Here is a 22609-nt window from a genome sequence, read left to right as displayed (position 1 = left end):
AAGATTTTTCACTGAAATATTCAGATATCATTTTATCACTGCTGCCGCTATAACCCTGTCATCATCGTCAATGTCCATGAGCTTGACTCCAGATGTTACCCTGGAGGTTTCCGGGATCTCTGAGGCTTTTATCCTTATGGTCTTCTCGTTCATCGACACAAGTATGACCTCGTCCTCTTCCCTTACCGGTATGGCATGGCTCACCTTTCCTGTTCTCTCTGTATCTCTGTACACCATGACGCCAGATGAACCCCTGTGATGTATTGGAAATTCTGATATGCTCGTCCGCTTACCGTATCCCTTCTCCGATATGCTGAGGATATCTTCTTCGGGATTCACAACGAAAGCGGTGAGTATCTGATCGCCCTCATTCAGGCGCATCGATCTAACACCCATGCTTGTTCTCCCGGTCTCTCTGATCTCGGATGTATTGAAGACAGATGCCTTTCCCTTCGACGAAAGGACAAACATGTTCTGATCCCCTGAAGTATAGGAAACCGAAACAAGCTCATCGCCCTCATCCAGCGTTATTATCTTCAGACCTGAGCTCTTTGAATCGAATACCGGATCTGCCGCAGTCTTCTTAACGGATCCGTCCCTTGTTACAAGTATGAGATAATAACCCTTCTCCGGCGGCGCCTTCATTATCTCTGTTACTCTCTCACCGGGTGCTAGCTTCAGGAATGCTGCCGCAGAAACGCCTAGCGATGTTCTGTTCTTCTTCGGGATCTCATACGCCTTTGACTTGAACACCCTGCCCATGCTTGTGAAGTAATAGACCGTATCGTGCGAGAAGCAGTGGATCATGCTCTTGATGCTGTCTGAAGTCTTCATGGACGTGTTCACGCCCTTCCCGCCACGCCTCTGAGATCTGTACTCATCCGCCTGCACCCTCTTGATGAGGCCGCCGTAACTGAGCATTATGAGGGACTCCTCGTTGGGTATCAGATCCTCCGTCGTTCTCTCCGTGATTCCCCTGAACTTTATCCTCGACCTCCTCTTGTCACCGTATTTCCTCTGGACCTCCTGAATCTCCTTCTTGAATACCTCTATTCTCTTGTCCTCGGATAATATTATATCCTGCAGATCACGGATCTCCTTCTGAATCTCTGCTATCTCTGATCTCACGGATTCCTGCTCCATGTTCACAAGCCTCTGGAGTCTCATCTCCAGGATAGCCTTCACCTGCCTGTCGTTGAGATCGAATTCGCTCTTCAATGCAGAACCAGCCGCATCAGCGTCTTTTGACGCCTTTAGTATCTCAACAACGCGGTCTATGTTCTCTATGGCCGTCAGTATGCCTGTCAGGACATCCAGCCTTTCCTTCCTCTTATCAAGCCTGAACTGCGATCTGCGCAGTATGACATCAAGGCGGTGATCTATGAACGAATCTATGAGCTCCTTGAGATTCATCAGCTTCGGCTGGTTTCCCACAAGCACCAGATTTATTATGCCTATGCTGCTCTCCAGGGCCGTGTGCTCGTAGAGCTGGTTAAGGACGAGCGGTTTCAGGTCGTCATCCCTCACCTTTATGACTATGCGTATCCCGTTTCTGTCGCTCTCATCCTTTATGTCCGTTATGTCCCTGATAACCTCGTTCTTTGCCAGATCGGCTATGGACTGGACCAGATCTGACTTATTGACGCCGTACGGAATGCTCTTTATGATCAGCCTGCGGTCCTCTGTTGCATCCACCTCGCCCTGCACTATGACCTTTCCACGACCTGTCCTGTATGCTTCTATGAGATCCTTCCCATAGAACACTATACCTCCACCTGGAAAATCGGGGCCCTTGACATACTTCAGCAGATCGTCAACGGGAGAATCCCTGTGATCTACCTCATAGAGTATTGCATCACATATCTCGGTGAGATTGTGTGGAACCATATTCGTTGCCATGCCCACAGCAATGCCTGAGCTGCCATTCACGAGCAGACTTGGTATCTTTGATGGAAGATACTCTGGCTCAGAAAGCGTACCGTCGAAGTTCAGCCTGAACGGTACCGTGTTCTCGTCGATGTCCTCCATCATATCCTCGGCGATCTGAGTGAGCCTTGCCTCGGTATACCTCATGGCAGCTGGAGAATCCCCATCTATAGATCCAAAGTTTCCCTGGCCATCTACCAGTGGATAGCGCAGCGAGAAATCCTGTGCCATTCTCACCAGTGCATCGTATATGGCCATATCACCGTGAGGATGGTATTTACCCATCGTCTCTCCAACTATCCTGGCACACTTCTTGTATGGCTTGTCATGCGTTACTCCGAGTTCTCTCATCGAATAGAGAACGCGTCTCTGAACAGGCTTCAGACCGTCCCTGACATCCGGAATCGCCCTGCTCACGATGACGCTCATCGCGTATTCAAGGTACGATTTTCTTATCTCAACCTCTACTGCCCTTTTCTCCATATGAAACACCTCAGAGGTCTATGTTCTCCGCATAAACCGCATTCTCCTCGATGAACTTCCTCCTCGGTTCCACCTTTTCACCCATCAGTATGGTGAATATGCGTTCAGCCTCCTGGGCATCCTCAATTGTGACCTGGACAAGTTTCCTCGTTTTGGGATTCATCGTGGTCTCCCATAGCTGCTCCGGATTCATCTCACCGAGACCCTTGAACCTCTGTATAATCGCATTCGGTCCGAATTCTCTGCTGACCTGATCCTTTTCCTCGTCAGAATAGACGTATCTCACATTCTGTCCCTTCTGTATCCTGTATAGCGGCGGTTCTGCGAAATACACATTCCCGTTTTCTATGAGCGATCTTGCGTACCTGAAGAAGAATGTCAGGAGCAACGTCCTGATGTGCGCTCCGTCCACATCTGCATCGGTCATTATTATTATCTTTCCGTACCTTAGCTTCTTCGGATTGAGGTCCTCCTTTACACCGGTGCCGATGGCCACCACAAGATCGTGTATTATCTCGTTTTCAACAACCTTCATATCGGAGGCTTTCTCAACGTTCAGTATCTTTCCGCGCAGGGGCAGCACCGCCTGATACTGCCTGTTTCTTGCCTGCTTGGCTGATCCTCCTGCAGAATCGCCCTCAACTATGTAGAGCTCGGCATTCGTGGGATCATTGGATGAACAGTCTGCAAGCTTACCTGGAAGCCCACCGCCTTCAAGTGCCGACTTTCTTCTAACCAGCTCCTTTGCCTTCCTTGAGGCTTCTCTGGCTGCCGCAGCAGATAATACTCTTCCTATTATTACATCGGCGACATGCGGATTTGTCTCCATGAATGTCTTCATGAATTTCGATGTTACTGACTGCACGATGCCTCTAACGCCGCTGTTTCCAAGTTTCGATTTTGTCTGGCCCTCGAACTGTGGGTTCTGCATCTTAACATGAATTACGGCGATCACACCCTCTCTCACATCGTCTCCAGTGATGTCCTCGACGCCCTTTATCTTGTTATTTGATCTTGCATAATCCTGAATAGCACGTGAAAGGCCCTGATGGAAGCCTGCAACGTGGGTACCACCTTCCGGAGTGCTTATATTGTTGACGAATGACATTAGCGTCTCCTGCACGTCGGTGGTGTACACGAGTGAAAATTCTATCATGTGGCTGTCCACCTCTTCCTTCAGATAGAGGGGATCCATCAGAACCTCCTTGCCCTCTGAAAGATGCCTTACGAGCTCTGTTAACCCGCCCTCATGGTGCAGGATCTCCTCTCTGCCAGAGGACTCATCCCTGAACGTTATGGTCAACTGCGGGTTCAGGTAAGAGAGATCCGTCAGCCTGGCCAGTATTGTATCGTAGGAGAATTCTGTTGTTTCGAATATCTCAGGATCAGGATAGAATTTTATTATCGTACCATGATCCGGGAACTGTATCTTTATGCCGAGTCTGTCTATATCCGATGGATCGTTTGCTATCTTGAGCCCGGATACCGGTATCCCTTGCTCGAAGATATCGTAATATATCTTGCCGTCCCTCTTTACCACGGCGATTAGCTTCTTGGAGAGCGCATTTACAACATGCACTCCAACGCCATGGAGACCGCCAGTTATCTTATATACCTTCTTATCGAACTTAGCGCCGCTGTGAAGCTCCGTCAGTACAATCTCCAGGCCGGGCCTCCTGTATTTTGGATGTATATCTACAGGTATTCCCCTGCCATCGTCCTCAACTGTTATTGAACCGTCGCTTCCCATGAGAACATATATCCTGCTGCAGTATCCTGCTACCGATTCGTCTACACTGTTATCCACAACCTCATAGACCAGGTGATGCAGACCCCTTGTATCCGTGGATCCTATGTACATACCTGGTACCTTTCTGACTGCCTTCAACCCTTCGAGTATCTGTATCTGTGAAGAGTCGTAATTATCTTCGGTCATTTCCAGTCCCTATTTATTGTTTACATATTAATATTTAGATCATCGGAAGATGAAATTTCAGCGTTTTTCTGGACTTTTTCCATCTTTATGATGCCATGCGATCGATGAACGAGTCATGATGTTCCTGCGTCTAACAAAAACATTCTATTATTGCCGAAAAAAATTACGTTCCGTATAAATATCCGTAATACATACTATATCTATGATGGTCGAGGATCAGAGAAACATAACATGCGGTGGCGATCCTTTCAACTACCTCAAAAGCACTCTCAAGGGACTGTCATTCCAGCTAGAGCCTGGCCAGGACGTCAAGGTTCTGCTTCTCAAGGAAAAATTCCCATTTGGCCGCGAGGTTTATGAGGGGCTCGCAAGGACATCGAAATTCAAACTTATTGATCTTCAGGAGGATAATGGAGAAATAGCCGTTATACTGAGGAAAACCCAGTGAATTCTTTCTGAGTTCACCCAAAAATTAAATATCGGCATATAATTAGCTGTCGAAAAGGTGTATTCATGGTAACTAAGCCTGCAAGAATGTATTCGCGCATAACCGGCCCTGCCTATACGAGGAAGGAGTTCATGGGCGGTGTTCCATATCCAAAGATCACGACATTCGTTCAGGGCAACCAGAAGAAGGATTTCCCGATAGAGATGAGACTGGTGGCTGAGGAACCATGCCAGATCAGGCACACTGCTCTTGAAGCTGCCAGGGTTTCCGTGAACAGAAGGATGACTGAAGCCGCGGGCCTTGATTACTTCTACCTGAAGGTCGTGCCATACCCGCACCACGTGCTTAGGGAGCACAAGATGGCTACTGGGGCTGGTGCAGACCGTATATCAAGTGGTATGAGAGCTGCCTTTGGAAGGCCAGTTGGTACGGCGGCCAGGGTTTATCCTAACGATGTGATAATGATAGCGAGAACCGACGAAGCGCACGCGAAGGAGCTGAAGACCGCTCTTAGAAAAGCTGCGATTAAGCTCCCAACGCCATGCAAGGTTGTCATAACGAAGGGCAAGGAGATAGCGGGTTCGCTCGGCATCTGAATGTCTGGATAACGAATAATCCACGCTATATTTTCAATTATTTTCATTTCATGAAGTTCCTTTTTTAATGCCACTCTATCTGGAGTTTGCTGGTTCTGATCTGTAAATCGACTCTACGGATCCTTAAGGAATAAAATAGATCCGTCAGATGGAGATACGGAACACCGGGATATTTATGGAAAATTCAAAAAAGGCTGCGGGCATTCAGATGTGTTCCATTCTGTATTTTTCCCTGCTCGCTATGAAGACCTGTATAAGTTTTCCGGCAAGCATCGATGTGTTGCCATTGTCGTAGAGCGGTGAGAACTCGTTTATATCAATGCCGACAGCCTTGTATGAGAGTCTCTCCACAATGTGCCTTACCTCATAATCTGTCAGGCCGAATGGCTCTGGGGTCCCGACGGCTGGTGCATAGGCCGGATCGATGCCATCCATATCTATGGATATATAGACCCTTCCAGCTTTTTTCTCAATATCATTTATGTAGCGGTCTATACCGTATTCTCTAACGCTGAATGAAGGTATGAATTCCACCTTCTCGAAGTCTGGGTCCTGGAATTCCTCCAGAGAAACTGACCGGGTTCCGATAGAGGTTATCCTGTCAGGCCCTAAGATTTCAAGTGCACGTTTCGTCACACATGCATGGTTAAGTTTGTTGCCCATATATGAATCCCTGAAATCAGAATGCGCGTCGATTATCACCATGTGGACATCTTCAGGGAGGTTTCTGACGGCGCCGACAGTTATTGAGTGTTCTCCCCCCAGCATTATGGGTATCTTTCCGTCCCCAAATATCATGCTGGTTACCCGCTGGACCTGATCGACGACGTATTCCACATCCTCAGACTCCTCCATGTCGCCTAGGTCTGATATTCTGGCCTTCAACAGGTCAAACCGGTATGAAAATTCAAAGGACTCCAGATTCACATAGGCCGATCTGATCGAATCCGGGGCATACTTTGAACCACGCCTGTAGCTGGAGGTGTTGTCAAACGGAACGCCAAATATCACATAATCGCTCTCTTCGTAGCTGTATTTGGCGTCCGCTATCTTCTTCAGAGAGAAAATATCCCTCAATTCTGAAGCATGATCTTTCGCATCCCCATGGTTTCCCAATAGGGCACCTCCATTCCCGGCTTGATCTTATCGGCAATCTCAGGATCGAGCGGCAGCACGAAGGTCTCGAAAGTTTCTGAGTCCATCAGCTGCACTTCGTTATTCTGGACGGAGAGCACCTGAGCGTTCTTCTTCTCTATTATCGGTATCTTGACCTTATGCTTCACAGGATACACAACACTCCGCTTCTGGTTGTCGAATACTCCGATCGCCACGATCCTTCCTTTTGCCTCGCCATGCTTCCCTGGTTTTGACATTGTTATTTCAACGATCTTGCATGGTGCGTCATCTATCAGTATGTATCTTCCAACTTTGAGTTCACGTACTTCAGCTTCTTGCCAGCTCATTAATATCTGCCCCTAATTTTATTACCCTTTAAATACTTTCTTACCACTATCGTCTGCGAGGATGGATCATGCCGCTCCGATGCTGTCATTTCCCTCGTTATGAACATATCAGATGAAGTTCTCCGCCGAACTTAGGCCACTTTGATCAAATCCTATGAGTTTTCCATCTTTCTTCCTGAATATTCCATCTATGATCACGCTGTCAACGATTCCAGGCCCGGCAGAGTATACGATATTGTTCACCACATTGATCTCGCTGGTGGGGATCAGCTCCGGAGCCCTTGCATCCAGGATCACGATATCTGCCTTCTTGCCAACCTCGATCGATCCGGCGTTGATCTTCAGAGCATTCGCCGCATTTATTGTGGCGAAATCAAGTATCTGCTGACTCTTGATAGCAGAGGCATCCCATCTGGCGTTCTTCAGGGTAAGTGCTGAAAATTTCATGACTTCAAAGAAGTTCAGCGAATTATTGCTACCGTTGCTATCCGTACCAAGGGTGATGTTGGCCCCTGCCTCAAACATCTCTGGAATTGGTGGAACACCGCCGGTGGCCAGCTTAAAATTGCTCACAGAGTTCCAGGACACATTCACATTATCCTTTCCAAGAATCTTCGCCTCATGATACGTAGACCACACGCAGTGCGCCGCAATGACCCTATCGGACAGTACGCCTATCCTGTCGAGGTGCTCAATTGGCCTCTCTCCTATCTTTTTGACACTGTCATATACCTCCTTTCTGGTTTCAGAAAGGTGCATATGCAGGATTGTATCATATCTGTCAGCTATCTCCTTTGCGCGGTGATATGTCTCATCACTGGCAACATATATCCCCTGAACTCCAACCGATGGCCTGACGAATCTCATGTTCCTGTGAGATCTTATGAAATTTTCAGCATTGTCCAGAGGATCGCCCTTCTGCGTTGTGAATTCCCTGTCAAGCGTGACCCAGGAGAGGAATGCCCTTATGCCAACCTGTTCAGCAGCTCTGGCTATAACGTCTTCAGAATAATAGAGATCCACGAATGAGGTTATTCCTGCGTTAATCATCTCATACATACCGATCCTTGCCGAGTTGAATATGCCATCTTCGGTTCTCTGGGCATCGTACTTGAACGTCATATCCAAGAACCTTTCAAGATCCACATCATCAAATAGCCCCTTGGATGCCGACATGCCAACATGGGCATGCGTGTTTATGAACCCAGGTATGACTATCTTCCCTGTACCATCTATGATAGATTCACTCTTAGGCTTCTCCCTGCCCACATATGTTATCGTATCACCATCAAACTGCACGTTTCCCCGAAATATTCTGCGTGTCTGATCCTGCGTCACGATCAGCGCATTCTCTATGAGAGTGCTCATACGACGCTATCTGTTTTTACTTACTTAAATTTGCTGAGTCCAGTAGCTTTTGTCCTGATCCGATCACGAAACGATTATATCTCATCCTGATATGTCGATTTCGACCTATGGATCGGTACGCAGTGAAGGCACTGATTCTGCTCAGCAAGAACCCAATGACGTTATACCAGATGTCTAAGGAGATCTCCAGTGATGGACAGGTATCGCATGGAACGATCCTTCCCATGATAAGAAAGCTGTTGCAGGAAGGATTCATTGAATTCGAGATCAGAGGAAGAGAAAAGATATACCATCTGACCAAGAAAGGAGATCGGTTCGTGGAATCCATCAGTAAAATAGAGGAGGACGTGAAGCAGAACCTGATCTCGAGGGCGATGGGCGACGCGTTCTTCTACCTCAACCTTCTCTCAAAAGACGATACCTCGGAGGCAATAAAAGCGGCTATTCAGCTTATGCTACCGGTGATCGTTGCAGAGGTTGAATATGCCTTCAGGATGATAATGGGTGGCCATAGGGAAGAGGTTGAGGATATGGCCAGGGAACTTCTAAGGAGATATGGTGAGATAGATGATGAGCAATCACTCAACTAGGACAATAGCCATATCAGCCTTCGCTGGACTTCTCGTAACATACGTTGAAACAATGATAACGCCAGCACTTCCGATACTTGTATCCTTCTTTGATACCAACTACGATCATCTCTCATGGATAATAACCGCTTACATCATATCAGGCACGGTTTCATCCGCAATATTCGGTAGGCTCGCCGACATGTACGGCAAGAAGAACATCTTTGTGATATTGGCGGTCTTCTATACGATAGCAGTTTCCTTCGGTGGCTTCGCTAAGACGCTGGAACAGCTCATCATAATAAGGACAGTTCAGGGTATAGGTATGGGTATGTTCCCTGTCTCATTTGCATTGATAAACGATCAGGTATCGAAACAGAGGCTGGCACTGGCACAGGGGATTGTAAGCTCCACGTTTTCTGGTGGAGCAGCCATCGGTCTGGTGATAGGTGCATGGATAACTCAGAATTACGGCTGGCAATGGTCCTACCATTCTTCGATACCTGTGGCAATCCTTCTCGTGATCCTCGCATCCGTGTATCTGCATGATGAGAGCGAGAGAAAACCAGCAGAGATCGACTTCGTAGGCGTAGGTTCTCTCGGAATCGCCATCGTCTCGTTCATACTGGCCATATCTGAGGGTGAGTACTGGGGATGGTCGTCGCCTTCCATAATCGGTCTATTCCTATTTTCAGCCCTCATGTTCTTTGTTTTCGTTCTCTACGAGAGAAATGCACCAGAACCGTTCATAAGGATGGATCTCCTTCGAATAAGAAACGTTTTCCTCGCAAACTTAACAGGGCTTTTCGCAATGTCTGGGATGTTCTTCCTCTTCTATACAGTACCTGCTTTGCTTCAAGATCCGGAACCAGCTGGGTTCGGAATATCGATAGTTGAGTCCGGTCTTATACTTCTACCGGCAGCTGTTCTAAACATGGCGTTTGCGCCACTGGCTGCCATGACAACAACCAGACGCGGACCGAAGGTAGCGATAATTATAGGACTTATAATACTGCTGTTCAGCTATTTAGGCCTTTATTTCAACAGATCCAGCATTCTGGCCATACTTGAAGATTCTGCCGTCATGGGCATGGGTATCTCATTCATCTTCGTTGGTATAATCAACATACTGCTCATATCCGTACCCAGAGACAGATCTGGCGAGAGCACCGGTATGAACGTTGTTTTCAGGAACATTGGTACCTCGCTTGCTCCAGCCATAGGTGGGGTAATGGAGACCATGTTCGTTACGTACACCATTGTCGGTGCGGTTCCAGCAAACTTCTATGGTCTGCCGGTGATACCAGTACTGGAGAGTTTTCCATCTTCAGAGGCATACGATGCCATATATATGATAGGTATGGCCTTCGTCATCGTAGCCATGTTTCTATCGATCTTCATGAAGAACGTTATAGTTGGAGGTGAAAGGAAATGAGGACAAGACTTCTGCTTGTGATAATGTTCAGCACTATAGTTATACTGTCTGGGTTTTCTGGCCTTTCTGCGGCATCAGTATCGCCACCTGAACCGCAGGTTGTATCTGTGAGCTGGTTTTCACCAAACTCAACAGAAACAGTTGCGCCTGGCATGAGCGATGTTCCACTGATCGTGACATTCATATCGCCGCTGACGCTGGAGGATGCCAGTGTGTACTTAAATCTGACAAAGTACAACCCGAGTGTCCTTAATTATGTAAATCTGCACGGATATCCATCCGGCCCTGCGGTGTACAATTTCACTGAGATACCATCTGGTGAACAGATAACCGTGATGCAGCTCGTGAACGTATCCTCAGATATAACAACCGGCGGGTACAGAGAGGATCTGTATGTCCAGGGGATCAACAGCTCTGCCGTTGATCATTTCAATGTCTCCTTCACCGCATATATACTGGGTTCAACACAGGTCACTGTGGCCGCTTCGTACTTTGGAACCCCAGAGTCTCAGTTTGCAGCATCCCCTGGAATGAAGAATATACCGATGACACTGGTCCTTGAGAACATAGGCAACGTAATCGATCAGAACGTTTCCATAGAATACATCCCATCCTATCCTTTCTATGGATATCAGCAATACTTCAATATCAGTGCAATACCACCGGATGAAACAGCTTCGGTCACGTTCACGGTGAGCGTGTTCAACAACGCGTCCGATGGCTTTTACAGCCAGAACCTGTCCGTTTCAGTCTACGGAAAAACCAGTCTTGTACAGTTCAGGTCAGGAATAACTGGATACACGAACATAACACTGGTGAACACGGAGATAGACCCTCCAGTTGTTTACACAAACGAGAATTTCATAGTTTTTAAAGCCTTCATTGAGGTTACAGGAAATTCCGTAGCCAGATACCTGAATGTTACGGTTGAGTCATCAGATTTCACAGATCTGACAAACGAATATCACCTGTCTTACGTTTCGCCAGGGATCTACAACTTCACATTTATCATGAACTCACTGTCGTCATACGGCCCTGAGGTTATCTCTGTGGTTATAAACGGCCTTGAATTTCCAGTTGATGTATACGTTCATAACCAGCCGTCCCCAACCATAAGCTACCACCAGTCCAGCATGCAACCCGGCGTTGACAAGTCCGTGATGTACTTCAACATAACGAATGACGGAAACGAGACCATGTACGACATAAGGGCCTATCTGATGCTTCCGGGCATCTTAACGATACACGTACCATCGTCCAATCCACTTGCTTCGCTCACTGCCGATAACATTACCATTCCAAGCCTTGATCCCGGTCAGACCTATGAACTGGTCTTTCTGGTTGACACCTCATCAGCGGCCAGTCCCGGAAACTATCCAGTGGAGCTCTTCCTTGGGTGGCATTACAACAATACGTCGTATGAATTCATTAAGACGTTTAAAACGAACGCCAGTGTATCGCCCACGGTAGAGGAAAAAATATCCCAGGCTTTTACGTTCACGCCATTAACGATAGGAGTTCTGGTCGCCATAGCTGCGGTCATAATAGGTCTTGCAGTATACGCTGGCGTCAGGAGGAAGAAACGCTAATTCTTCGAGGATAGCCAAAATATTCAACCTACTTTTTTGTTGCCACACTTCAAATTATGCAGGTATGGACTGAACGAGCCTACCAGCGAAACTCATATAAGGGAATGAAATATACACCATAAATTCCCGTTCCATATAAAGCGGAAGTAGTGTAGTCTGGCATCACAGGAGCTTCCCAAGCTTCGGAAAAAGCTCCTAACCCGGGTTCAAATCCCGGCTTCCGCACTGTTCGCAACGGTTGTTTATATAAGATGGTATCTTTCTGTGGCTTATTCTTTATGTATTAATAATAAGAAAACCCCAATGATTTTTGTTTAGAATGATAACAATGATACCAAAAGCGGCACTCATTCTACAAATTTAAAAATTTGTTAGCTATAAATATCTAAATACCATACTTTGGTATGGATAGCCAATATGATGTTATAATTATTGGCGGCGGAATAGCTGGACTAACCTCTGCTCTTTACTGCGAAGACAGAATTTAAAAAGTCTCGTCATAACGAAGGATATAGGCGGACAAGCGCTTCTGACTGACAGTATAGAAAATTATCCTGGCTTTTCTTCAATATCCGGTTTTGAACTTGTAAACAAGATCAAAGATCAGGCATCTAAATATGGCGTTGAATTTCTCTATGATGAAGTTATACATATCTCACAAGAAGAAGAGGAGGCCTTTCTAGTCAAAACCAAGAATTCCGAATATCTTGCAGTTTCTATAATTCTGGCAATAGGTAAAATACCAAGGGATTTGAATGTTGAAGGAGAATCGGAATTCAAGAACAGAGGAGTTTCATATTGCGCAGTTTGCGATGGACCACTTTATGCCGGAAAGAGTGCTGCTGTTGTTGGAGTCGGTGAACAGGCATTGGAATCAGCTATCTTCCTTTCCAATATAGCTAAAAAGGTGTACCTCATCCAAAGAACTGAAAAGCCAGTTTGTGATGAGGACAAGGTTACTTCACTTCTTAGACTGGGCAACGTAGAAATAGTACACAGAAGGGTGATTAGTAAAATAAAGGGAAACGGTAAACTAGAAAGCGTAGACCTCTCCGATCCCATACAACCAGGAATTGTAGAGAATCTTAAGATAGATGCCTTATTCGTGGAAATGGGATACACCACGCGCATCGAATTCGTCAAAAATCTCGTATCTACAAATTCAAAAAACGAGATCGTAATAGATCAAAATGGAAAAACGATAACTGATGGTATATTTGCTTGTGGCGATATAACAAATATTCCATACAAGCAAGCCGTAATATCAGCGGGTCAGGGAGCCATTGCTGCACTGTCTGCATATAACTATATCCAGAAATTACGTGGAAAACCGGCCTCCATCAACGATTGGAAGAAGCTGGGACAACAAAATAACGTTGATTTTAAACTCTGAATTTCAATTTTCCAGGTTCTTTGCTTTTTTGAGAGATGCAGAAAGGATCCATATAATGATTCGGAATAAAAGAATAAATCAGAGACTACAATAACCTGTAAATGGAAACTTCAGATCAGTACTACAGGGCCATAAAGAGGATAAAGGAGGTCGCTGAGGCATCAAACAGGGCTTATCTGACCTCATCAAAGCTAGCTGATATGCTCGGTATAAGCCAGCAGTCAGCTTCAAGGATAATAATAGATCTGGAGAAGAATGGCTATATAACGCGCACAGTTACGAAGAGAGGGCAGATACTGAACATAACTGAGAAAGGATTAGATGTACTTTACACCGAATTTGCAGATCTCTCAAGGATACTCTCCATAAAGAACAACATAGTGATAGCTGGAACCATAACATCTGGCATGGGCGAGGGAAGGTATTATGTGGCAAGAAAGCAGTACATAATTCAATTTCAGGAAAAACTTGGGATAATACCGTATCTGGGCACACTCAACATAAAGGTCGATCAGGCCAGTCTTCCAGAACTCAGAAAGATAAGAGGTTTCAGAGGCATACACATAGATGGTTTCAAAACAGAGGATCGAACCTTCGGTGCGGTAAAAGCCTTTTCTGCAAAGGTACAGAGCGTTCCATGCTTCGTAATAATGCCTGAAAGGACCGTGTACACAGATGTCATTGAGGTCATATCGGACAAATATCTACGTGAGGAACTCAATCTGCATGATGGTGACCGTGTCACTGTTGAGGTTTATACGTGATATCCCGGTGATTATAGGACATCTTTTCCTGCAGAATTATGCATATTCTTCATGGAATTTATTTCGCGGCCATCGCTGAAAATGCGAAAGAAAGTTTGAGGTTTATTTAAACCTCGATATCGCCTCTCCGTATCTCATCAATCACGCGCTGAAAGGCAGACAGCACACGTTCTCTGTCCATCCTGCAATCCAGAACCTCCATGTATATCTCATAGGCGTCATCTTGTACATCCCTACCAGGATATACTGCTATGGTGCCGCAGGTTCTTCCCGCATCAAAGTTAAGCATGTATTTCAGCACCACCGTTACATCCTTATCCTCGAGATATTTGGTTCTTTCAATCGTGTCCGTTTCATCCATAATACCACCGCATCTTCAGATATAGTTGTCAAGACCGTGCTCCCAGGCGTTTCTGAGATCTTCGACTGTGATATCGATCAGGTTCAGACCAGCCTCGTCGATTATTATCCTGTCGCCACCTGTTTCACCAAGGCGCTTTATGCTGATCTCCGTAGATCCATCTACGAAACTACCCTCCATATCCCTAGGTATCTCAACAACCATACCGTTTCCGCATTCAGAGAACAGCTTGACGGTTGGCCTTGCAGCAGAAACATTGCTCAGGTCTGCGTGAAAACCTATGCCGGATCCAAAAGACATCTCAGAGAGCGCAGCAAGGAGACCACCGGATGAAACATCATGGCTTGAAAGTATGAAATCCCTCTTGGATGATAGGAAATCACGTATCCTCATCAGTTCGTCTAGATCCGGGGATGGGAGATATCCGTCGGAATGACCATGCATCCTGTTGTATTCGCTTCCGGTGAGGTTGTCACATGGTTCACCTATAAGATAAAGAACATTGCCAGAACCCTTTATGTAAGTTGTCCTCGATCTCCGCACATCGTCGATAAGACCGACCATCATTATTGTTGGCGTGGGCATTATGTCGGTCTTCCTGTATTCATTGTAGAAACTCACGTTGCCCGCAACAACTGGAAGGCCTGTTTTTCTACAGAAATCCCCTATGGCCTTCACGGACTCAACGAATTGACCCATTATCTCCTCACGTTCCGGATTCCCGAAGTTGAGCGCATCCACTACTGAATGAGGTGTGCCTCCAGTTGATAGTATATTCTTGTAGGCCTCAACCATGGTCAGGAGCGTACCAGCGTAGGGATCAGCCGCGACCATGTTCGGCCTGGATCCGGAGGTTATTACCAGGCCACGCATTGAACCCTCAAGCGGCTTTATGACGGTGGCGTCTGAATGGGTCTCTCTGTTCGGCCTTCCCACGAATGGTGTAATTATTGTTGATCCTCTGACCGTGTGATCATACTGCCTGACAACGTTGAATCTTGCGCAGGTGTTCAGCCTGGCCATGAATTCCATTACGAAGCTGTTGAGATCCTCTGGCTCCTCTGGTATCGTCACGGACCTATCCCTCTCTCTGATCTTGTATGGTCTCTGGTAAACTGGCGAATCATCAAGAAACTCTATGTCCATGTCGATTATCTTCCTGTTTCTGTAGTATACCCGTATCCTACGATCCTCGGTGACCTTTCCTATTACCGAGAAGTCCAGATTCCATTTCTCCGCTATCTGCCTTATCTTATCCACATCCTCAGGATAACATTCCATCAGCATGCGTTCCTGACTTTCGCTTATCCAGATCTCCCATCCGGACATGTTCGACTCCTTGAGCTTTATCTCATCAAGCACTATCTCGGCTCCGAACCCTCCAGCGTAAACCATCTCCGTGGCTGCACTTGAAAGCCCACCTCCACCCAGATCCTTCATCGCACGCAGGAGTCCCGCATCGTTTGCCTCCAGCACGGCCTTTATCATGGGCTGTTCTACTATAGGATTACCGAGCTGTATGGCGAGCCTGCTGCTCTTCGTCACCTTTCCCAGAGTCGCACTTGCAAAATTGACGCCGTGGATGCCGTCCCTTCCGGTCTTTCCGCCCATGAGTACAAGCACGTCCCCTGGCTTATAGGACTTCGAACGGACGATCCTATCCTTCCTGACAATGCCGATGCATCCTGCATTCACCAGTGGGTTTGAATTGTAAAGTTTATCGAAATAGAGAGAACCAGCAACATTTGGAATTCCGATTCTGTTCCCGTAATCCCTTATCCCACCCACAACACCGCCGAAAATGTACCTCGGCGAAAGGAGCCCCTCATAACGATCGGATGACACGTCACCCAGAAACAGGGAATCTACAAGGGCAACCGGTTGCGCACCCATACACAGAACATCACGGACTATGCCACCTATTCCAGTTGCGGCTCCGCCGTATGGTTCCACGGCACTCGGATGATTGTGACTCTCCATTTTGAGGACGTAGGCATATTCGCCGTCAAAATCAACAACGCCCGCATCGTCCTCCATGGCCAGTATGGTGTAATCGGTCTTCAGTGATCCGAGGTATTTCTTGAGATAGTACTTAGATGACTTGTACGAACAGTGTTCGCTCCAGGACTGCGCTACAGCATGTATCTCCGCATCTATCGGATCTCGTCCAACCTTATCAAAATATGACCTGACAGCCTTCATCTCATCCAGAGAGAGAGCCAACCCAAGTCTTCTGCTTATCGAAGCCAGTTTTTTATCATCCGCATCCCTGATTCTGATGGTCCTGGAAATCATCCATGGGGCATGCAGTATTCATTTATAAATCAGTTGAGAAACGATGAAAGATCATCTGAAAATTGAGTTGTTGACACTCCTCTTCTCAGTGGATCCCTTATTCCTTCTTTCAGATTCTATGTAATCGTATATCTCTAAAAGCGAGGAGATATGCCTCTGCAGACTGTATTTCTCCTCTACCAGGCGTCTGGCCTCTACAGCAAGCTTTGTTTTGTCCTCGTGCAGGATTCTCCTTGCTGTCTCAACCGCAGACCTGATATCGCCAAAGTGCACATACGATATCACATCCGTATTCTCCTTAACCGGAAAATCGTCGGATACGATGACAGGTACTCCAGAGGCCAGTGCCTCAAAAACAGATATCCCGAATGTATCGGCTGAGGATGGATATACGAAGAGGCTGGCATTCGACATCAGATCCATCTTGGCGCGATCGTCAACGTACCCCAGTATCTCAACATTCTTCATATCATGATCTCGGACTATTCTCCTTATCCTCTCAAGTTCTGGGCCAACTCCTGCAATCTTGAATCTGACGTTTTCACCCTTCATTGCCTCTGCAAGATCCAGCACCCTGTAAATGCCCTTATCGACGGTTATCCTGCCAAGATACAGAATGTATCTTTCCCCGTTGCTTTCAGGGCCATACGTGTACTTTTCGGTATCCACGAAGAGCGGCAATGTGACAACATTCTTCACGCCTTTGCTCCTGAGATACTCCTCGACCGTATCGCTAGGCGCCATGACCATTCTGCATTTTCTATAGAGGAAGAGACTGTAACGCTCTCCAAGATCGAATGCGAAATCCTTCAACGGCATCCTTATGCTCTCCCTCATCCTGGAGACGTCCGTATGAAATGTTGCAACAGGGGGTATGCCAAGCCTTCTTGCAACAAGATATCCTATTGAGCTCATGTAGAATGCATTGTGCAGATGCACAATATCAGGGCCGAATTCCAGCGCTCTCCTGAAAATGGAGAACGGTATGAATGACACCGGTACCCTGTACTGTGGGTATGGCAGGAACGGGGCCGTGAATCTGGGCACATATACATTATGCTCTGTCGGATCGCCAGTGATCGAAAAGACCATCACCTCATGTCCTTCGTATTCAAGCTTCTGCTTGACCTCTTTGAGATATACAGATACCCCGTCTGGAGTTGGATAATACGTATCAGTAAAGTAAATTATCTTCAATTCCTGCCTCTGGTCACACTATCACAGGAACAATTTTATATTTACCGTAACCGTAAAGAACCCTGGCATAACCACTCTGCCATGGATTGACGTCTGAATCCACATAAAGCACACGTATGTTCTCAGCCTTGGACGGAGATGCAACTATGATTACGTCCTCTGCACCGATCATCTTCAGAACCCTTGACGATATCTGCTTGTTTCCGCGCCCTATAAGGAAATTCTGACCCCCTATTGGTGATATTATGATGCGGCATCCGTCCCTGCATGCAAGGTATATATCCTCTTCTGCCGCGTCTTCCTTCAGCAGCTTCCTATTCTTGAGTATATCGAATCCCAGCGGATTTGTGTTTATCCCCATCTCAGTTTCTATCGTCTTGCATGTATTTCCAGGGCCTACGACGTAATAACCGTCATCCATATGTTCAATTATATATTCCGCTATATCCTCTACTCCACCCAGATCATACTCGGCCTTAGAATACATAACCATGTCGTTCAACACAGGGACCTTCAAGTATCCGTAGGGTCTTGCGCTAAGTACGCCCTTCCTGTAAAGGTCTTCATCTATATCCATGACCTCGGCATCTGCCGTTCTTAGATTCGCCTTTGATATGGAGTTCAGGCTGTCAGCAGCGTGCGCTGGGCTTATTGCGAAAACTGAGCTGTACATCTTCACACCGGCAGGAATACCGATCACTGGTATACGTATGCCGGCAGACAGCACATCCCTGGCTGTGCCATCACCTCCAGCAAAAACCAGTATCTCTGCATCATCTATGTTCTTCAGGAAGCCCATGGTATCCTCTCTTGTCGTCGGCCACCCACTTCTATACGTTACTCTATACCGATCTGTCAAACCCAATATTTCTCTTTCTCCCATATATCCAGATGGTACAAGAAAGTAAAACTTGGAGAAATCAAGTCTGCGGAGAAAATCCATGGCCCTGCTGATCGATACTGATTCCTGTGGATTATCGATCATGAGACCATCGGAACCCTTCAGATTCTTCAGTGACCCATATCCCGCGATCGGATTTATGAAGAATGCAACCTTCAGATACGCATCATTCAATGCAATTGGAGATCACGGTGAAGCATTTTTATTTTAGCCTTTCAGGCTTTCCATGGCATGCTCGTCGGTAACAACATATTAACGCATTTCGCTTCGCTGGATCGTATCTTTGGTCTTTCGTGCGAGAATCAATACACTTTACCGCTGTCTATAAATATATTTTACTGATAAACCATCATTTAAAAAATGATTTTTATGGAAGAGAACGCCTATTCCAGATCTTTCAGGCTCATCCTGGCCTCCAGAGCTTTCAGGAGCGTCGGCTTGATATTCATGGCCATATCGCTCCCGCTGTACCTGCTGGTGAACAGGATCAGCATCGTCAACGTTGGCCTAATATATGTTGGAACCGCCCTTGCAAATGTATCGGTGACGATAGGCATAGGAATGCTTGGAGATCGCGTAGGATACAAGTATTCACTGATGCTTGGGGAGATCCCAGCTCTGACTGCATCCGGAATGCTAGCATTTACCAGATCAATTCCGCTCATCATCACTGCAACCATCATTTCGGGCAGTGCTGGTGCTCCCGGTGGCATGAGAGGGTCTTTTTCAGTTGGCATAACGCCATATTTGGCAAGAATCTGGCGGGATCCATCCATAAGGATTGCGAGAATGGCCCAGATTACATTTGTCGCATCCATCGCCAGCATAGGCGGAAGCCTGCTGCTCTATTTTCATGGATTTCTATCGCATATCTACGGTGATATTGGGGCCTTTGAAATACTCTATCACGTTGCATTCTTGCTTATACTGCTTTCCTTCGCCTCGCTCTCGATGGTAAGAAGGGATGAGAGACAGAAAAAGACCACTAAATTCCTCAGAAGGGAAACCATGCGGTTTTCTACACGCGTGATAATAACCAATGTCATCAACGGTAGTGCCATAGGTTTTTCGATGGCGTTGATATCAGCATGGTTCGAGATAAGGTACGGCGTGAGCGCTTCGAAGATAGGACTCGTATTCACCTTTTCTTACATAACCACGGCAATCGGTTCCCTGATGGCAAGCAGGATACACATATCGAAAGAACGCGCCGTGTATTTCGGATCCTTAACGAGAATACTTCAGGGGACGCTTCTGATAGTCATGGCGCTAAGCCCCATATTTCTGCTTGGATCAGCCATCTACATAATCAGAACAATAGTGGCTGGCTTCGGAACCCCAATTAGGAATGTCGTGAACATACAGGGGGTGAAAGACGAGGATCTCGGTACCGCATCAAGCATACAGGGTGCTCCATCAAGGATAATGCAGAGTACATCGGGAATAGCTGGATACCTCATGGACTATTATCCACCGTTGCCAGTTGAGATCGGAGGAGTTATACAGATCATCGGAGGCTTCGTATACTTCAAGCTGCTGCGAAAATACTGACGACCTATGCCTGAGAAGCATAACTAAGATGTAGGAGAAATACAATTGATTCACGCTATACAAGCACCATATTTCCTATTTCAGTATGGAAAGTGCTAGTATCGCGTCTATGAAATACTGTATCGCAAATCCAGCGAGGAGCAAACCAAAAATTCGTGATATGGCCTTCATCACCTTTGCTCCGATGAACTTCGATACGACGGCGGACCATTTGAAGAAAATGTAAACCATCGCAAATATGATGGCTATGGATATGATTGTGTATATCTTCGCTATGATCGGCCCCTTCATCAGTATTATTACCAGGGAAATGGCTCCAGGACCGGCCAGCATAGGCGTGGCAAACGGCACTATCCCTATATCATAGTCAACTATCTCCGATCCGGACGATTTCGGTCGGTTTCCCTCCATTATCATCTCGACAGCCATGAGCAGCAGTATTATACCTCCGGCCATCTCCAGAGCTTCTATCGATATCCCAAAGAAGTAGATGATGTACTCTCCAGCCAGGGCGAATAGAACGAGAATTATACCGCCGTAGAAAACGGCATCCTTCGTTGCGCGGAGCTTCTCATGACTCGTTGAAATTATAAGTCATGGATGTGAATAGGACCAGACTTCCGAATGGATCTATCACTATGAAGAGCGGTATGAATATCTTGAGAAACTCCACTGCCTGGTTCACCTTCCCGTATCATGTCCCCGTAATATATTTTTCTCCCATAGGACGTGAAACATTAGCTAATCCAATCAAAAATATGCATTTTTACCTCGGCTCATTCCTCAGAGTGCCATTTGATCATTATTCGACCGACAAAGGCGTATATCAAAGTTTCAATGATGAAGATCGGCACCATGTTGATCATCATCGGGGAAAGCCCAAGCACACCCTGCATTATGATGGAAGCAGATGTGGCTGGTGATATGGAGAGCGCATAGAGAAATGGCCTCGGTATTATGGTATACGGATAGAAGGTCGGTGGCAGCACCGTCATCACCACTGAGAGTATACCGGCTATGCCCCATACATTACGTACATGCTTTATCATCCCGGAAACTATGAATGAGACCGAGCTCGTTCCAACAGTCAGCATCACAAGAATACCTATCAGGGCGAATACACCTGCCACTGTGAATACATGGAACACCGCAGCAAGGATACCGTATACCACAAGTCCCGGGATGGAGAAGATGAGGTAGCTCATCGTCAATCCAAACATATAATCGGTGGGCGATATTGATGTGGCCACGAAAAGATCCTGAATCCTCAGCTGAAGCCTCAGAAATGCGGCATCACCCGCACTGGACAGGGATACGGACGATACCAGGCCAATGAAACCGCCAACGAGAGCATAGTCAAGAAGCCGGCCCTTTGAGATGATGAATATGAGAAAGAGCAGAGCAAGGGGTGTGCTCATTGCAGATACGAGATATGAAGGACCCCTCCTCACAGCACGAAATCCATAATACCAGGCAAAGAGCGCCATGAATTTAAGGTTCAAGCTCTATCCTCTCCCTTATGAACAGATCATCAAGCGTTATGTTCTTGACATCGCAACCGTTTTTTACGTAGTTCTCAGCGTCTCCGTAATCCACGTATTTTATGTAAATACCACCGATCTCCATGGAACCCTCAAGGTATTTCCTGCATTCTACCCTGACCTTACCGGAGAATTCCGAGAGCAGATCCTTCAGCGTGCCCCCCATAATAATTCTTCCCGAATCGACCAACACTATGTAAGATGCCAGCGATGCAGCCTCCTCCATGTAATGAGTTGTCAACAAAATGTCCGATCCGAGCTTTCTTATGGCGGCCCAGACTTCGTATCTTGATATCGGATCTAGACCTGTTGTAGGTTCATCCAGGAACACGATCTCGCTGCTGGATGCAAGCGCCATGGCCACGAATATCTTTCTCTTCATTCCTCCTGAGAGTGTATCTGCTGGCAGCCTCATGCTCTCTCCTAGTCCGACATCATCCAGAGCCCTCCTAGCCTCGGCATCTGCTGAGGAATAGGAAAACCCCCTTGCCACAAGATACATCTTCACCTGCTCCAGTGGTGTGAGTACACCTATGGGAGACGCCTCCTGAGGAATGCTGCAAACGATTTTCCTGATCCTAGAGGAATCTTCTCTTATGTCCAGTCCCATTATCTTCACACTGCCAGAAGTAGGCATCAGCTGAGTGGACAATATCCTCATCAGAGTTGTTTTTCCTGCACCATTTCTCCCTATTATTGCCGATATTCCAGAAGGTATGTCAAGGTTCATGCCATCTATGGCAACCTTGCCGTTTGAGTAAACCTTTCTCAACTGCCGTATCTCGATGAGAGA

General features: G+C 46.6%; 20 protein-coding genes and 1 tRNA gene. 9 read left to right on the top strand and 12 right to left on the bottom strand.

Annotation, left to right across the window (positions count from 1 at the left end; all coding sequences use genetic code 11):
* Positions 1 to 27: 27 nt before the first annotated feature.
* Positions 28 to 2409: a DNA gyrase subunit A gene (gyrA, locus tag F6Q11_RS02015; protein ID WP_297026042.1), complete on the bottom strand. Its 2382-nt coding sequence runs from the start codon at positions 2407 to 2409 to the stop codon at positions 28 to 30.
* A 10-nt stretch (positions 2410 to 2419) separates the two neighbouring features.
* Positions 2420 to 4345, bottom strand: a complete 1926-nt coding sequence (gene gyrB, locus F6Q11_RS02010) for a DNA topoisomerase (ATP-hydrolyzing) subunit B (RefSeq protein ID WP_297026041.1) — start codon at positions 4343 to 4345, stop codon at positions 2420 to 2422.
* Between the two features lie 202 nt (positions 4346 to 4547).
* Between gyrB and F6Q11_RS02005 the strand changes: the two genes are divergently transcribed.
* Positions 4548 to 4793 (top strand): hypothetical protein, encoded by a 246-nt coding sequence (locus F6Q11_RS02005; protein ID WP_297026040.1) that lies wholly within the window; start codon positions 4548 to 4550, stop codon positions 4791 to 4793.
* 65 nt (positions 4794 to 4858) lie between these two features.
* Entirely contained in the window at positions 4859 to 5389 is a 531-nt protein-coding gene (locus tag F6Q11_RS02000) for a 50S ribosomal protein L16 (protein WP_297026039.1), read from the top strand.
* A 204-nt stretch (positions 5390 to 5593) separates the two neighbouring features.
* Here F6Q11_RS02000 and speB read toward each other — a convergent pair whose 3' ends face one another.
* The 3 genes from speB to F6Q11_RS01985 all read right to left on the bottom strand — a co-directional run bounded on the left by speB (position 5594) and on the right by F6Q11_RS01985 (position 8220).
* Positions 5594 to 6505 carry an agmatinase gene (gene speB / locus F6Q11_RS01995; RefSeq protein ID WP_297026038.1) on the bottom strand — a complete coding sequence of 304 codons (912 nt, stop codon included), beginning with the start codon at positions 6503 to 6505 and terminating at the stop codon, positions 5594 to 5596.
* Complete coding sequence (locus F6Q11_RS01990) at positions 6463 to 6852, bottom strand: translation initiation factor IF-5A (protein ID WP_010901470.1); 390 nt, start codon at positions 6850 to 6852, stop codon at positions 6463 to 6465. Before F6Q11_RS01990 ends, speB begins: the two co-directional genes overlap by 43 nt.
* A 108-nt stretch (positions 6853 to 6960) precedes the next feature.
* Positions 6961 to 8220 carry an amidohydrolase family protein gene (locus F6Q11_RS01985; RefSeq protein WP_297026037.1) on the bottom strand — a complete coding sequence of 420 codons (1260 nt, stop codon included), beginning with the start codon at positions 8218 to 8220 and terminating at the stop codon, positions 6961 to 6963.
* A 107-nt stretch (positions 8221 to 8327) separates the two neighbouring features.
* Between F6Q11_RS01985 and F6Q11_RS01980 the strand changes: the two genes are divergently transcribed.
* The 6 genes from F6Q11_RS01980 to F6Q11_RS01955 all read left to right on the top strand — a co-directional run bounded on the left by F6Q11_RS01980 (position 8328) and on the right by F6Q11_RS01955 (position 13970).
* Complete coding sequence (locus tag F6Q11_RS01980) at positions 8328 to 8810, top strand: PadR family transcriptional regulator (RefSeq protein WP_297026036.1); 483 nt, start codon at positions 8328 to 8330, stop codon at positions 8808 to 8810.
* The gene (locus F6Q11_RS01975; RefSeq protein ID WP_297026035.1) at positions 8788 to 10224 is read left to right on the top strand and encodes an MFS transporter; all 1437 of its coding nucleotides are present in this window, start codon (positions 8788 to 8790) and stop codon (positions 10222 to 10224) included. The genes F6Q11_RS01980 and F6Q11_RS01975 overlap by 23 nt, the downstream gene beginning before the upstream one ends.
* Positions 10221 to 11813 (top strand): COG1361 S-layer family protein, encoded by a 1593-nt coding sequence (locus F6Q11_RS01970; protein ID WP_297026034.1) that lies wholly within the window; start codon positions 10221 to 10223, stop codon positions 11811 to 11813. The genes F6Q11_RS01975 and F6Q11_RS01970 overlap by 4 nt, the downstream gene beginning before the upstream one ends.
* A gap of 140 nt (positions 11814 to 11953) precedes the next feature.
* Positions 11954 to 12038 (top strand) — tRNA-Gly (locus F6Q11_RS01965).
* A gap of 244 nt (positions 12039 to 12282) precedes the next feature.
* Positions 12283 to 13206 carry an NAD(P)/FAD-dependent oxidoreductase gene (locus F6Q11_RS01960; protein ID WP_367119317.1) on the top strand — a complete coding sequence of 308 codons (924 nt, stop codon included), beginning with the start codon at positions 12283 to 12285 and terminating at the stop codon, positions 13204 to 13206.
* A 101-nt stretch (positions 13207 to 13307) separates the two neighbouring features.
* Positions 13308 to 13970: a winged helix-turn-helix domain-containing protein/riboflavin kinase gene (locus F6Q11_RS01955; protein ID WP_297026033.1), complete on the top strand. Its 663-nt coding sequence runs from the start codon at positions 13308 to 13310 to the stop codon at positions 13968 to 13970.
* Positions 13971 to 14076: 106 nt separating this feature from the next.
* Here the strand turns inward: F6Q11_RS01955 and F6Q11_RS01950 are convergent, their stop codons facing one another.
* Genes F6Q11_RS01950 through F6Q11_RS01935 form a run of 4 tightly spaced genes read right to left on the bottom strand, consistent with a single transcriptional unit; the run spans position 14077 to position 18898 of the window.
* Complete coding sequence (locus F6Q11_RS01950) at positions 14077 to 14331, bottom strand: hypothetical protein (protein ID WP_297026032.1); 255 nt, start codon at positions 14329 to 14331, stop codon at positions 14077 to 14079.
* A gap of 15 nt (positions 14332 to 14346) precedes the next feature.
* A complete protein-coding gene (gene purL, locus F6Q11_RS01945) occupies positions 14347 to 16626 on the bottom strand; it encodes a phosphoribosylformylglycinamidine synthase subunit PurL (protein ID WP_297026031.1) in 2280 nt (759 codons plus the stop codon).
* Positions 16627 to 16677: 51 nt separating this feature from the next.
* Positions 16678 to 17823 carry a glycosyltransferase gene (locus F6Q11_RS01940; protein WP_297026030.1) on the bottom strand — a complete coding sequence of 382 codons (1146 nt, stop codon included), beginning with the start codon at positions 17821 to 17823 and terminating at the stop codon, positions 16678 to 16680.
* A gap of 13 nt (positions 17824 to 17836) precedes the next feature.
* Complete coding sequence (locus F6Q11_RS01935) at positions 17837 to 18898, bottom strand: ATP-NAD kinase family protein (protein ID WP_297026029.1); 1062 nt, start codon at positions 18896 to 18898, stop codon at positions 17837 to 17839.
* Between the two features lie 195 nt (positions 18899 to 19093).
* On the opposite strand from F6Q11_RS01935, the gene F6Q11_RS01930 reads away from it, so the two are divergent.
* Positions 19094 to 20275, top strand: a complete 1182-nt coding sequence (locus F6Q11_RS01930) for an MFS transporter (RefSeq protein ID WP_297026028.1) — start codon at positions 19094 to 19096, stop codon at positions 20273 to 20275.
* 75 nt (positions 20276 to 20350) lie between these two features.
* On the opposite strand, the gene F6Q11_RS01925 is transcribed toward F6Q11_RS01930, so the two are convergent.
* The 3 genes from F6Q11_RS01925 to F6Q11_RS01915 all read right to left on the bottom strand — a co-directional run.
* On the bottom strand, positions 20351 to 20803 hold the full coding sequence (locus F6Q11_RS01925) for a MarC family protein (protein WP_297026112.1): 453 nt from the start codon (positions 20801 to 20803) through the stop codon (positions 20351 to 20353).
* Between the two features lie 248 nt (positions 20804 to 21051).
* Positions 21052 to 21777, bottom strand: coding sequence for an ABC transporter permease (locus tag F6Q11_RS01920; RefSeq protein ID WP_297026027.1), 726 nt, complete (start codon positions 21775 to 21777; stop codon positions 21052 to 21054).
* On the bottom strand, positions 21767 to 22609 hold an 843-nt coding region (locus tag F6Q11_RS01915), incomplete at its 5' end, for an ABC transporter ATP-binding protein (RefSeq protein ID WP_297026026.1). The genes F6Q11_RS01920 and F6Q11_RS01915, both read right to left, overlap by 11 nt.

It is taken from the genome of Thermoplasma sp., assembly GCF_008709555.1.
Taxonomy (GTDB): Archaea; Thermoplasmatota; Thermoplasmata; order Thermoplasmatales; family Thermoplasmataceae; genus Thermoplasma.
The sequence above is the reverse complement of the archived record's forward strand: the minus strand, read 5'-3'. Positions and strand labels throughout refer to the sequence as shown.